At 66.4% G+C, this 12,860-nt stretch carries 10 protein-coding genes and 1 CRISPR repeat array; of the genes, 7 read left to right on the forward strand and 3 right to left on the reverse strand.

Annotated elements, in window-relative coordinates; genetic code table 11:
• Nucleotides 1-8 precede the first annotated feature (8 nt).
• Nucleotides 9-668, reverse strand: a complete 660-nt coding sequence (locus tag KDB67_RS09760; RefSeq protein ID WP_291015328.1) for an MBL fold metallo-hydrolase — start codon at nt 666-668, stop codon at nt 9-11.
• 178 nt (nt 669-846) lie between these two features.
• On the opposite strand from KDB67_RS09760, the gene KDB67_RS09765 reads away from it, so the two are divergent.
• Nucleotides 847-2,217, forward strand: a complete 1,371-nt coding sequence (locus KDB67_RS09765; RefSeq protein WP_291015330.1) for an acyl-CoA dehydrogenase family protein — start codon at nt 847-849, stop codon at nt 2,215-2,217.
• A 32-nt stretch (nt 2,218-2,249) separates the two neighbouring features.
• The gene (locus KDB67_RS09770) at nt 2,250-3,473 is read left to right on the forward strand and encodes an acyl-CoA dehydrogenase family protein (RefSeq protein WP_291015333.1); all 1,224 of its coding nucleotides are present in this window, start codon (nt 2,250-2,252) and stop codon (nt 3,471-3,473) included.
• A gap of 66 nt (nt 3,474-3,539) precedes the next feature.
• Here KDB67_RS09770 and KDB67_RS09775 read toward each other — a convergent pair whose 3' ends face one another.
• Nucleotides 3,540-5,423, reverse strand: coding sequence for a propionyl-CoA synthetase (locus KDB67_RS09775; protein WP_291015335.1), 1,884 nt, complete (start codon nt 5,421-5,423; stop codon nt 3,540-3,542).
• Between the two features lie 145 nt (nt 5,424-5,568).
• Nucleotides 5,569-6,387, reverse strand: a complete 819-nt coding sequence (locus KDB67_RS09780) for a class I SAM-dependent methyltransferase (RefSeq protein ID WP_291015337.1) — start codon at nt 6,385-6,387, stop codon at nt 5,569-5,571.
• 184 nt (nt 6,388-6,571) lie between these two features.
• Between KDB67_RS09780 and KDB67_RS09785 the strand changes: the two genes are divergently transcribed.
• From KDB67_RS09785 to KDB67_RS09805, 5 genes are all read left to right on the forward strand, one after another.
• The gene (locus KDB67_RS09785) at nt 6,572-7,261 is read left to right on the forward strand and encodes a helix-turn-helix domain-containing protein (protein WP_291015339.1); all 690 of its coding nucleotides are present in this window, start codon (nt 6,572-6,574) and stop codon (nt 7,259-7,261) included.
• A gap of 124 nt (nt 7,262-7,385) precedes the next feature.
• Nucleotides 7,386-8,594, forward strand: a complete 1,209-nt coding sequence (locus KDB67_RS09790) for an acetyl-CoA C-acyltransferase (RefSeq protein ID WP_291015341.1) — start codon at nt 7,386-7,388, stop codon at nt 8,592-8,594.
• A 2-nt stretch (nt 8,595-8,596) separates the two neighbouring features.
• Complete coding sequence (locus KDB67_RS09795; RefSeq protein WP_291015343.1) at nt 8,597-10,675, forward strand: 3-hydroxyacyl-CoA dehydrogenase NAD-binding domain-containing protein; 2,079 nt, start codon at nt 8,597-8,599, stop codon at nt 10,673-10,675.
• Between the two features lie 117 nt (nt 10,676-10,792).
• Nucleotides 10,793-11,164 carry an Lsr2 family protein gene (locus KDB67_RS09800; RefSeq protein WP_291015345.1) on the forward strand — a complete coding sequence of 124 codons (372 nt, stop codon included), beginning with the start codon at nt 10,793-10,795 and terminating at the stop codon, nt 11,162-11,164.
• A 136-nt stretch (nt 11,165-11,300) separates the two neighbouring features.
• Entirely contained in the window at nt 11,301-11,972 is a 672-nt protein-coding gene (locus KDB67_RS09805) for a class I SAM-dependent methyltransferase (protein ID WP_291015348.1), read from the forward strand.
• A gap of 71 nt (nt 11,973-12,043) precedes the next feature.
• Nucleotides 12,044-12,804: direct repeats of the CRISPR family, unit length 37 nt; unit sequence GTTGAGACTCCCACCCCGGCGGGCTGCCGGGGTGCAC.
• The last annotated feature ends 56 nt before the right edge of the window (nt 12,805-12,860 follow it).

Raw genomic sequence — 12,860 nt, forward strand, 5'->3', positions numbered from 1 at the left:
GGCAAGGTTTACAGGTCTGTTCCTACTTCCTTGTCCAGGGCGCGGAAGTCGGTGGCGGCGGCTTTCATCTCGGACAGACGGCCGTAGTGGATGCCGGTACCGGCGTCGGAGAGGATCGCCTGGTGGATGGGGACGGCGACGCGGGGGGCCATGGCGCGCAGGTAGTCGACGGATTCGCTGAGCTTCATCCAGGGGGCAGCCGATGGGAGGGCGAGGACGTCGATCTTCTCGAACGGGATGTAGAACGAGTCGCCGGGGTGCATGAAGCGGCCCGGGGCGTCGGCGGTGTCGAGGACGTAGGCGACGTTGTCGATGACGGGGAGTTCGGGGTGGATGACGGCGTGCCGGCCGCCGGTCACGCGTACGGAAACCGAGCCGACTGACACCTGATCGCCGGCGTGAGCGGCGGTCCACGATCCGGCGACACTGTCGCCGGTGAGCTGGGCGGTGGTCTGCGGGTCGGCGTACAGGACCGCATCGGGGTTGGCGGCGACGAGATCGGGCAGGCGTGCGACGTCGCAGTGGTCGGGGTGCTGGTGGGTTACCAGGATCGCGTCGAGGCCGGTGAGGCCGTCGAAACCGTGGGAGAAATTGCCCGGGTCGAAGAGGATGCGGGTGCCGTCGAGTTCCACCAGTAGGCACGAGTGGCCGAAGTGCGTGATCTGCATGTTTCCACTGTTCCACCACCACATGGAATGCGTCGATGGAACGAGTTCACCCGGATGCGTGACAACCTCCCTACCGAGTAGTAAGGTCTGTTCTTACTACCGAGTAAGATCGGTGCGAACGTTTCCACCCCGTCCCCAGGACACCCGTCCGGGGAGCCCAGGAAGAAGAGCTGAGGACATGACCACTCACGCCGAACCGCGCGATACCTCCGCAGTCGGAAAGAACCCGCATCCCCGCAACTTCATCGGCACCGCGATGCGCGTGCTCTCCACGGTCACCGGCTCCGAGTTCGCCGAGAAGTACCAGCTGCGTGAGCCCATCAACCGCGCCGCCTACCAGGCCACCAAGACCGGCTTCCAGTCCCTCGGCGCCGCGGGCCGCGCGTTCAAGAAGGTCCAGGGCGGCTCGGGCGAGGCATCGCGGCCGGCCAAGTCCACCAAGAACTACTTCAACCTGACGCCCGACGACGAGCAGCAGATGATCGCGGAGACCGTCACCGACTTCGCCACCGAGATCCTGCGCCCGGCCGCCTACGACGCCGACCACAACGCCGCCGCCCCCGAGGAGATCCTCAAGCGGTCGGCCGAACTCGGTATCACGATGATCAACGTCCCCGAGGAGTTCGACGGCGCGGCCTCCGAGCGCGGCGTCGTCACCAACGCGCTGGTCGCCGAGGCCATGGCGTACGGCGACATGGGCCTGGCCCTGCCGCTGCTCGCCCCGAGCGGCGTGGCCACCACCCTCACCAACTTCGGCTCCGAGGGCCAGCAGAAGACCTACCTGCCCGACTTCGCCGGTGAGGACGTCCCGCAGTCGGCCGTCGTCATTGCCGAGCCGCGTCCGCTGTTCGACGCGTTCGCACTGCAGACCAAGGCCACCCGGGTGCCCAGCGGCTACCGCCTCAACGGTGTGAAGTCGTTCGTACCGGCCGCCGGATCGTCGGAACTGTTCATCGTCGGCGCCCAGCTCGACGGCAAGCCCGCCCTGTTCATCGTCGAATCCGACTCCAAGGGCCTGATCGTCGAGGCCGACCCCGGCATGGGTGTGCGCGCCGCCGGCATGGGCCGCCTGCTGCTGCAGGACGTATCGGTGCCCGAGTCCGCGCTGCTCGGCGAGGAGCCGGGCGATGCCGCACTGGCCGCCTACCGTGACGTCGTGCGGCTGTCGCGTCTGGGCTGGTCGGCACTGGCCGCCGGCACCGGCAAGGCCGTCCTGGACTACGTGATCCCCTACGTCAACGAGCGTGAGGCGTTCGGCGAGCCGATCTCCAACCGCCAGGCCGTCGCCTTCATGGTCGCCAACATCGCCACCGAACTCGACGCGATCCGCCTGGTCACCCTGCGTGGTGCCTCGCGCGCCGAGCAGGGCCTGTCGTTCGCCCGCGAAGCCGCACTCTCGCGCAAGCTCACCATCGACAAGGGCCTGCAGATCGGCCTCGACGGCGTGCAGTTGCTCGGCGGCCACGGCTTCACCAAGGAGCACCCAGTGGAGCGCTGGTACCGCGACCTGCGTGGCGCGGGCATCGGCGAGGGCATCGTCGTCCTCTGACGGCGCGGCACAAGGTTTAGGAGAGAACACTCATGGCCATCAACCTTGAGCTTCCCAAGAAGCTGCACACCACCATCGACCAGGCGCATCAGGCCGCCGCGGAGATCTTCCGCCCTGTCTCGCGCAAGTACGACCTGGCCGAGCACGCCTACCCCGTCGAGCTCGACACCCTCGCCAGCCTCTACGACGGTCTCGCCGAGACCGGTCAGGCCGGCGCCGGCGCCGACGGTGGCCGCAGCCAGGCCGCCAAGAAGAAGCCGAAGGCCGAAGGCGAAGTGGTCAACGGCGGCAACATGCAGTCGGTGCTCAACGTCATGGAGACCTCGTGGGGCGACGTCGGCCTGATGCTGTCGATGCCGTACCAGGGTCTGGGTAACTCGGCGATCGCCGCAGTGGCCACCGACGAGCAGCTCAAGCGTTTCGGCAAGGTGTGGGCCGCGATGGCCATCACCGAACCGGGCTTCGGCTCCGACTCGGCGGCGGTCACCACCACCGCAACCCTCGACGGCGACGAGTACGTCATCAACGGCGAGAAGATCTTCGTCACCTCCGGTTCGCGGGCCACCCACATCGTGGTGTGGGCGACCGTCGACAAGAGTCTGGGCCGTGCGGCGATCAAGTCGTTCGTCGTCCCGCGTGAGCATCCCGGCGTGGAGGTCGCGCGCCTGGAGCACAAGCTCGGCATCAAGGCCTCGGATACCGCGGTCATCCGGTTCGAGAACTGCCGCATCCCCAAGGACAACCTGCTCGGCTCGCCCGAGGTGGATGTCAAGAAGGGCTTCGGCGGGGTCATGCAGACCTTCGACAACACCCGCCCGCTGGTGGCCGGCATGGCCGTCGGTCTGGCGCGCGCCGCCCTCGAAGAACTGCGCGGCATCCTCGAAGACGCCGGCGTGGAGATCGACTACGATCGTCCGGCCGCCGACCAGCATGCCGCCGCAGCCGAATTCATCCGGATGGAGGCCGATTTCGAGGCCGCCTACCTGATGACGATGCGCGCCACCTGGATGGCCGACAACAAGATGCCCAACTCCACCGAGGCGTCAATGTCCAAGGCGAAGGCCGGGCGTACCGTCACCGATATCACCAACAAGACGGTCGAATTGACCGGCACGCTGGGCTATTCGGAGCGGCTGTTGATCGAGAAGTGGGCGCGTGACTCGAAGATCCTCGACATCTTCGAAGGCACCCAGCAGATCCAGAACCTGATCATCGCCCGACGCGTCCTCGGTAAGAGCAGCGCCGAACTCAAGTGATCTGAGCACCACGAATATGGCCCCGTCCAACCTGATTCGGTTGGACGGGGCCATATTCGTGTGTGGCTACTTGCCGCCGAGTTGTTCGGCGAGGGCATCGAGGACGGCGCGGTCCTCGATGGTGGAGGGCACTGTGTACTCCTCGTTGTCGGCGATCTGGCGCATCGTCTTGCGCAGGATCTTGCCCGAGCGGGTCTTGGGCAGCGCGGCGACGACGGTCACGTCGCGGAAGGTGGCGACGGCGCCGATCTCGTCGCGCACCATCTTCACCAATTCCGAACGCAGGGTGTCGGGTTCGATGTCGACACCCGATTTGAGCACCACGTAACCGCTGGGCCGCTGACCTTTGAGGTCGTCGTGAATGCCGATGACAGCGCATTCGGCGACGGCCGGATGCGAGGCCACCACCGCTTCGATGCCGCCGGTGGAGAGCCGGTGTCCGGCGACGTTGATGACGTCGTCGGAGCGGCCGAGGACGAACACGTAACCGCCGGCGTCGATGAAGCCGGAGTCGCCGGTGAGGTAGTAGCCGTCGAACGCCGACAGGTAGGAGCTGCGGTAGCGGTCGTCGTCGCGCCACAGTCCGGCGAGGGTGCCCGGCGGCAGCGGCAGTTTGATGACGATGTTGCCCTCACTGCCGTCGGTGACCTGGTTGCCGCCGGCGTCGAGGATCTGCACCTGGTAGCCGGGCACCGGCACGGTGGGTGATCCGGCCTTGAGCGGCATCGGTTCGAGTCCGCGCAGGTTGGCAGCGATGGCCCAGCCGGTTTCGGTCTGCCACCAGTGGTCGACAACGGGAACGCCCAGCACCTCGGTGGCCCATTCGTAGGTGTCCGGGTCGAGGCGCTCACCTGCCGCGAACAGCGTGTGCATCGACGAAACATCGTATTTGGCAAGCTCTTTGGCGTCCGGGTCGGCCTTGCGGATGGCCCGGATGGCGGTGGGTGCGGTGAACAGCGCGCTGATCTTGTGGTCGGCGATGATCCGCCAGAACGCGCCGGCGTCGGGGGTGCCGACGGGTTTTCCCTCGTACATGACGGTGGTGGCGCCCACCAACAGCGGCGCGTACACGATGTAGCTGTGCCCGACGACCCAGCCGACGTCGGAGGCCGCCCAGAAGACGTCACCGGCGTTGATGTTGTACACATTGGCCATCGACCAGGTCATGGCGACGGCGTGACCGCCGTTGTCGCGGACCACGCCCTTGGGTTTGCCGGTGGTGCCCGACGTGTACAGCACGTACAGGGGGTCAGTGGCCGCCACGGTCACCGCATCGGCGGGCGCAGCGTCGGTGGTCTCGACGTCCCAGTCGAGCCAGCCGTCGTAGTCGGCGGCCGAACCGGCGACCTGCTCACGGTCTTTCACGATGACCGTCGTCGGCGGAAACTCCGACAGTTCAAGCGCTTTGGCGACCATCGGCAGGTATTCGATATTGCGGCCCGGTTCGATGCCGCCGGATGCGGTGATCAGGGCGACCGGCTGGGCGTCGTCGATGCGGGTGGCCAGTTCGGGGGCGGCGAAACCACCGAAGACGACGGAGTGGACTGCACCGATCCGCGCGCACGCGAGCATCGCGATGGCGGCCTCGGGGATCATCGGCATGTATACGATGACGCGGTCACCCTTGGTGACACCTTGCGCGGCGAGGACCCCGGCGAACCGGGATACCTCGTCGAGCAGTCGGGTATAGCTGTAGGTGCGGACCTCCCCCACCATCGCCGAGTCCCAGATGAGCGCGGCCCGGTCGCCGTTTCCGGCGTCGACGTGCCGGTCGAGCGCGTTGACGGAGGTGTTGAGTTCGCCGCCCGGATACCACCTGTACAGCGGGGCGGCCGAGTCGTCGAGGGCCTTGGCCGGCGGGGTGACCCAGTCGACGGCGCGGGCGGCGTCGAGCCAGAAGGCTTCCCGGTCGGAGATGCTGCTTTCGAATGCGTCGGCGTACTTACCCATCGGGTACCTCCTTCTCGTCGCGACCACCGTGTCGCGACCCACGTCACACCTTTCCTCAAACTGTATAGGCAGCCACAGTACGGGTGGGCCGCATCGGTGCCGATACGACGACCGGTCGACGCGGCGCGCCGAACGGCAGGCGCCGCTACCGGATGTGCGCGGTCATCAGCAGGTACTCCCATTCCATGACTCCCCCGGCGAGGTACCGGTCGGCGAGCGCGGCCATGGCGGCGTCGAGTTCGGCCACCCGCTCGGGATCGTCGGCGATGTTGCGGAAGGCGACGATCGTCGGGCCGTAGGTGGCCTTGAAGAAGTCCCGGAACTCGGCGCCGTTGTCGAATCTGTCGACGATCAGTTTCTCGGTACGGAATTCGGCATGGGCAAGCTTGTCGCCGAACAGTTTCCGCACATGATCGGCATCGCCCCACAGCACCGGAGCCGATGCTCCGGGCGGTGGGGTGGGTGCGTACGGCTTCATCGTGGTGAACAGTTCACCGATGAAACCCGTTGGGGTCCAATTGATCAGACCGATCCGGCCGCCGGAACGGCAGGCCCGGGTGATCTCGTCGGCACCCCGCTGGTGGAAGGGCGCGAACATCACCCCCACACAGGAGGTGACCACGTCGAAGGCCGCATCGGGCATGGGGAGCGCCTCAGCGTCGGCGGTCCGCCAGGTGATGTCGAGCTGTTCGCGGGCGGCCAGGTGACGGCCGGTGTCGAGCAGTTCGGGGGTCAGGTCGGTGGCGATCACGCTCGCCCCGGTGCGCGCAGCCGGGATCGCGACATTGCCCGCCCCGGCGGCCACGTCGAGGACGGTCTCGCCGGATGCGATGGCCAGCGCCTCGACCAGCCGGGTGCCCAGGGGTGCTATGACATCGGCGACCGCCGGATAGTCACCGGAGGCCCACAATGCGCGGTGTCGTGCCTTGAGGTCGCGGTCGGAGGTGTTGATCGAAATAGTCATGATGGATCACTTTCCTAGGGGTGGAACGGATTTCCACATCCCCAGCATCGGCCGACGGCGGTCGCGGCGACCAGACCACGATCTGTACCGGCTGCGGTTCACAAAATGAACTGGCCGCGGTCGGCCGGGAAGCGTGTACTGGATTGCAGCGGCGGCATTCGCCGAGATCGAAGGGTGTTGCACGATGGCTGGATACGGCCAGTTCTGCCCCGTCGCCAAGGCGATGGAGGTGCTCGACGAGCGGTGGACGATCCTGATCGTGCGCGAACTGCTGCTCGGTAGCCGCCATTTCAACGAGATCCGCCGCGGAGTGCCGCGCATGTCGCCCGCATTGCTGACCAAACGACTGCGGGGTCTCGAACGCGCCGGGGTCCTCAGCCGCTCGGAGGTCGACGGCCGCTCCCGCTACACGCTCACCACAATGGGTCTGGAATTGTTCGAGGTGGTGCAGGCGCTGAGCCGCTGGGGCACCCGCTGGATCGGCGACCTCGGCGACGTCGATCTCGATCCGCACCTGCTGCTGTGGGACATGCGCCGCACCATCAGCGTCGACGCCTGGCCGCGCTCCCGCACCATGGTCGAATTCGGTTTCGGCGACATCACCGGCAAGGCCGCCCGCTGGTGGCTGGTCGTCGACGCGGACACAGTCGAGGTCTGCGATTTCGATCCCGGCTACGACCTGACCGCCCGCGTCGACACCGACCTACGCACCCTCACCGAGATCTGGCGCGGCGACATCGATTGGGCCACAGCACTTCACACCGACCGAATGACCATTCTCGCCGATCCTTCGGTACGCCGGGAACTGCCGGGGTGGATCGGTCAGGGCGCATCGGCGGCAACGCCGCGGCCGGATGCCGCGATCACGGGATAGTGCGCTATCACGGCAGTTGCAACAACTCCACCCGAGAAGCTACCAGCGAGTAACATGATCGGCGCTGAGCGCGGGATTTCCCTGCTCATCCCTTCGGAGAACTCACAAGATTGAGGAGAGTCTGTTGACACGCCCATTGCGCGAGGTCGTCTTTGTCGACGGCGTTCGCACACCTTTCGGTAAAGGCAAAGGCCAGTATGCCGAAACCCGCGCCGACGACCTGGTCGTCAAATTGATCCGTGAACTCGTCCGCCGCCACCCCGAACTCCCACCGGAGCGGATCGACGAGGTCGCGATCGCCGCCACCACCCAGACCGGTGATCAGGGCCTGACGATCGGCCGCACCGCCGCCATACTGGCCGGCCTGCCCGAGTCCGTCCCCGGCTACGCCATCGACCGCATGTGTGCGGGCGCGATGACCGCGGTCACCACCACCGCCGGATCCATCGCCTTCGGTGCCTACGACGTCGCCATCGCCGGCGGCGTCGAGCACATGGGCCGCCATCCGATGGGCGAGGGCGTCGACCCCAACCCGCGGATCGTGTCCGAACGCCTCGTCGACCCGTCTGCGCTGGTCATGGGCAACACCGCCGAGAACGTGCACGACCGCTACCCGGCCATCACCAAGGACCGCACCGACGCCTACGCGGTGCGTTCGCAGGATCTGGCCGCCAAGGCGTACGCCGACGGCAAGATCCAGCCCGATCTGGTTCCCGTCGCCACACCCAGCGCCGAACTTGGATTCGGCCTGGCCACCACCGACGAGCCGATGCGTCCCGGCACCACCGTCGACGATCTGGCCAAGCTCAAGACCCCGTTCCGCCCGCACGGCCGGGTCACCGCGGGCAACGCCGCAGGTATCAACGACGGCGCCACCGCCTCGCTGCTCGCGTCGGAGGAGACCGCCAAGGAACTGGGCTTGCCCATCAAGATGCGGCTGGTCACTTACGCCTTCGCCGGCGTCGCCCCCGAGGTGATGGCCGTGGGTCCCATCCCGTCGACCGACAAGGCGCTGGCCAAGGCCGGCCTGACCATCGACGACATCGACGCCTTCGAGATCAACGAGGCCTTCGCCGTGCAGGTGCTGGCGTTCCTCGATCACTACGGCATCGACCAGAACGACGACCGCGTCAACCCGTACGGCGGCGCCATCGCCTTCGGGCATCCGCTCGCGTCTTCCGGTGTGCGGCTGATGATTCAGCTGGCCCGGCAATTCGAAGAGGATCCGTCGATCCGCTACGGCCTGACCACCATGTGTGTGGGTCTGGGCATGGGCGGCACCGTCATCTGGGAGAACCCCAACTGGAACGGCACCAAGAAGGGCGCGGCCTGATCATGAGCACCCCCATCGACACCCTGCTCGCCGACGTGGCGAAGCTCTACAGCGACGACGAGGTGGTCACGCAGGCGCACCTGCGCAAGGTCACCCTCGCCTCCGGCAAGGTGCTGGGCCTGGTCACCCTCGACAACGGTCTGGACCACACCCGCCCCAACACCTTCGGCCCCAAGTCGCTGGTGGCACTGAACACCGCCTACGACGCGGCGCTCGCCGACGACGCGATCGACGCGATCGCGGTCACCGGTAAGCAGTTCATCCTGGCCGCGGGCGCAGACCTGTCCTCGTTGCAGGCTTCGGGCGCCGCGGGCATCCGTACGATCGCCGAACTCGGCCATGCCGTGTTCCGCAAGATCAGTGGCGTCAAGCCGTCATTCGGGTTCATCAACGGCCTCGCGCTCGGCGGCGGCCTGGAAGTCGCGTTGCACGCCGACTACCGCACGGTCATCGACTCGGTGCCGGCCGTGGGCCTGCCCGAGGTCATGCTGGGCCTCATCCCCGGCTGGGGCGGCGGCTACCTGCTCCCCAACCTGATCGGGCCCGCGAACGCCGCGAAGGTGTTCATCGAGAATCCGCTCAACAACGGCAAGGTCCTCAAGGGAACCCAGGTGTCCGATCTGGGCATCGCCGACGTCGCGTTCAACGGCGCCGACTACCTGGAGCAGTCCCTCGTGTGGGCCGACAAGGTGCTCACCGGTGAGATCACCGTGACCCGCCCCGAGATCGACCGCGGCCAGGCCTGGGACGACGCCGTCGCCAAGGCTTCCGCATTCGTCGCCGGCAAGACCAGCGGCACCTCCCCCGCCGCGGCCAAGGCCATCGAACTGCTGACACTGGCCAAGACCGCCACTGCCGACGAGGGTTTCGCCGCCGAGGATGACGCGCTGGTCGCGATGTCGCAGACGCCGGAACTGCTCGCGTCGCTGTATTCGTTCGATCTGGTGCAGAAGCGGGCCAAGCGTCCCGCGGGCGCACCCGACAAGAATCTGGCGCAGAAGGTCACCAAGGTCGGCATCATCGGCGCCGGTCTGATGGCCTCGCAGTTCGCGCTGCTGTTCGTGTCCAAGCTCAAAGTTCCTGTGGTCCTGGTCGATCTCGACCAGGAACGCGCCGACAAGGGCGTGGCCTATGTGCACGCCGAACTCGACAAGAAGCTGGCCGCGGGGCGGGCGACGCAAGACGGCACCAACCGCCTCAAGGCGCTGGTGACCGGTGAGGTCGACTACCAGAAGGCATTCGGCGACGCCGACTTCATCATCGAAGCGGTCTTCGAGGAAATGGGCGTCAAGCAGACCGTTTTCCACAATGCCGAACTGGTGGCACCGGAGACCGCGATCTTCGCCACCAACACGTCGTCGTTGTCGATCACCGAAATGGCCTCCAAGCTCAAGAACCCCGACCGGGTGGTGGGTTTCCACTTCTTCAACCCGGTCGCGGTGATGCCGCTGCTGGAGGTCATCAAGGGTGAGCACACCTCCGACGCCGCGCTGGCCACGGCTTTCGCGACCGGAAAGAAGCTGGGTAAAACCACCATTCTGGTCAAGGATTCGCCGTCGTTCATCGTCAACCGGCTGCTGGGCCGTTTCATGGGCGAGGTCGGGCGCATCGCCGACGAGGGCACCCCCGTTGCCGTTGTGGATACCGCATTTGCCGGTGTTGCACCGATGCCGCCGTATGTGCTGATCGCGCTCGTCGGACCGGCGATCGCCTACCACAACAACGAAACGCTCACCAAGGCGTTCCCGGAGCGGTTCTACCTGTCGGAGAATCTGCACAAGGTGGTCGAAGCGGGCAAACGGTCGTTCTACGGTTCCGACGGAAAACTCGATCCCGAGGTGGAGTCGCTGCTCGTGGTCGGTGACAAGCAGTTGTCGCCGGAGGAGGTTCGCAGCATCACCCTCGACGGCCTCGCCGACGAAATCCGCAGGATGCTCGATGAAGGTGTCGCGTCAGCTCCCGAAGATATCGATCTGGCGATGATCACGGGTGCAGGATTCCAATTCTGGAATGGCGGAATCACGCAACTCCTTGACCGCGAAGGGATTTCGGAGAAGGTGACCGGACGCAAGTTCCACTGAAGTCACCCCTCGTAAGCTGATAGCCCCGGCCGCCGTCATCGGCGTGCCGGGGCTATTTTTCTGCGAGTTCTCGACGGATGTCGCACATTGTGCGGTAGTTCGGTTACGGTGTAGGACATGGCAAAGATTCAGACAGTCACATTTGTCGACGACCTCGACGGCAAGGAACTCGAACCCGACGATCAGCACACCATTTCCTGGACATGGCTGGGCGTGGACTACCAGTTGGACGTTTCCGGCGCCAACCTCGACAAAATCGAGAACGGCAAAGTCACGGTAGCAAAGCTTCTTGACTCCTCCACCCGTATCGGTGGCCGTAAACGTTCCACCGCCGGCCGGGTGGCGGCGCCCGCTCCGAGCGCCCCGGCGCGAGGCGGAAGTTCCAACACCTCCGATATCCGCGAATGGGCGACGGAGAACGGTTACAGCGTCTCTCCGCGTGGCCGCATCGCCCGCGAGGTCATCGAGGCATACGAAGCCGCTCACTGATTTCTTCTCAGCCCCTGTCCACGGCTGCGGTCCGCACCGACCCTCGGTGTCGGCCGCAGCCGTTCCGGCTTCTTGAGTGCAGCCTTCTTGGGCGACACCTTTGTCACCACCGCACCATTCGTGGGAAGGTCGACGCATGGCACACGATCAATCCCATACCCATTCACCCGGTACGCACTCACCCGGCAGCCATCAACCGGGTAGTGCACCACACAGTGCACAGGAATGGGATGAGCGGTACAGCAGCGCCGACCGATTGTGGACGACACTCGTCAATCCGTCTCTCGTCGACGAGACCGGCGAATTGCCACCGGGAACCGCACTCGACGTCGGCTCCGGTGAGGGTGCCGACGCCCGTTGGCTCGCCGGCCAGGGCTGGCAGGTCACGGCCGTGGACATCTCCCAGGTCGCCATCGACCGTGCCGCACAGCTCGATTCGGGAACCGGATCCGGAATCCACTGGCTACGCACCGATCTCACCGTCGACGACGTACCGGGCAGTTTCGCGCTGATCAGCGCCCACTATTTCCCTATCCCCGCAGCCGATCTCGCGGTCGCGAAGAAGCTGGTGGCGGCCGTAGCACCCGGCGGAACGCTACTCGTGGTCGCCCACGACGAAAGCGGCATCCGCGCACACGGTATCGACCCCCACAACTACGTACAGCCCGCCGACTACAAAGCGCTGCTCGATGACTCGTGGACGATCATCACCGACGAAACCCGCCCACGCTCACGTCCCGCCGGTTCGCCTGCCTCCGGACAGCGCCACGTCCTCGACGTCGTCCTGCGCGCCCGACGGAACCCGTAAGGCACAGACTATTCGTCCTCTTTGAAGCCATCGCCGAGGTCACCGACGAACCCGAGGGTGTATTCATCCTTGTTGAGACTCCCACCCCGGCGGGCTGCCGGGGTGCACGCGGGTGCGGTTCTTGTATCCGTGCGCCTCGTCGACGTTGAGACTCCCACCCCGGCGGGTTGCCGGGGTGCACGGCGCGAGGACTCTATCCCGACTCCGCCGGAACTGGTTGAGACTCCCACCCCGGCGGGCTGCCGGGGTGCACGTGGGACACGCAGTTCCAGTTCCCGCGGTGGGTCGTGTTGAGACTCCCACCCCGGCGGGCTGCCGGGGTGCACCCGCGCGCGGTGTCGCGCTCATAGTTCGCGCGATGGTTGAGACTCCCACCCCGGCGGGCTGCCGGGGTGCACGGTGGTGGTGCCTGTGGTGCGGCCGGCGATGACGTCGTTGAGACTCCCACCCCGGCGGGCTGCCGGGGTGCACCAACCACTGGCCGACATCTGTTGCCACACACGCGAAGTTGAGACTCCCACCCCGGCGGGCTGCCGGGGTGCACGAGGCACAGCCGTGACCGCACATCGGCCCCTCACCCGTTGAGACTCCCACCCCGGCGGGCTGCCGGGGTGCACGCCGTACGGTTCGCGGCCCACCGACCCACCCGCAGCGTTGAGACTCCCACCCCGGCGGGCTGCCGGGGTGCACTACGAAAAGTGGTGGCCTGAACTCCATGTGGGCGTTGAGACTCCCACCCCGGCGGGCTGCCGGGGCGCACGGCCGAACAAAGGGCGCTATTCGAGGTGGGGGCATGTTGAGACTCCCACCCCGGCGGGCTGCCGGGGTGCACCTACGTGGCAGGCCCCATCACCGGCCTGCCCGAGCTGTTGAGACTCCCACCCCGGC

Source organism: Gordonia sp. (in: high G+C Gram-positive bacteria) (genome assembly GCF_020438995.1).
Lineage (GTDB): Bacteria > Actinomycetota > Actinomycetes > Mycobacteriales > Mycobacteriaceae > Gordonia.

Bases quoted from the DNA above. Each gene is read 5' to 3' on its own strand.
- KDB67_RS09760 (WP_291015328.1), bottom strand. From the start codon at position 668: ATGCAGATCACGCACTTCGGCCACTCGTGCCTACTGGTGGAACTCGAC.
- KDB67_RS09775 (WP_291015335.1), bottom strand. From the start codon at position 5,423: ATGGGTAAGTACGCCGACGCATTCGAAAGCAGCATCTCCGACCGGGAA.
- KDB67_RS09800 (WP_291015345.1), top strand. From the start codon at position 10,793: ATGGCAAAGATTCAGACAGTCACATTTGTCGACGACCTCGACGGCAAG.
- KDB67_RS09805 (WP_291015348.1), top strand. From the start codon at position 11,301: ATGGCACACGATCAATCCCATACCCATTCACCCGGTACGCACTCACCC.
- KDB67_RS09780 (WP_291015337.1), bottom strand. From the start codon at position 6,387: ATGACTATTTCGATCAACACCTCCGACCGCGACCTCAAGGCACGACAC.
- KDB67_RS09795 (WP_291015343.1), top strand. From the start codon at position 8,597: ATGAGCACCCCCATCGACACCCTGCTCGCCGACGTGGCGAAGCTCTAC.
- KDB67_RS09765 (WP_291015330.1), top strand. From the start codon at position 847: ATGACCACTCACGCCGAACCGCGCGATACCTCCGCAGTCGGAAAGAAC.
- KDB67_RS09770 (WP_291015333.1), top strand. From the start codon at position 2,250: ATGGCCATCAACCTTGAGCTTCCCAAGAAGCTGCACACCACCATCGAC.
- KDB67_RS09785 (WP_291015339.1), top strand. From the start codon at position 6,572: ATGGCTGGATACGGCCAGTTCTGCCCCGTCGCCAAGGCGATGGAGGTG.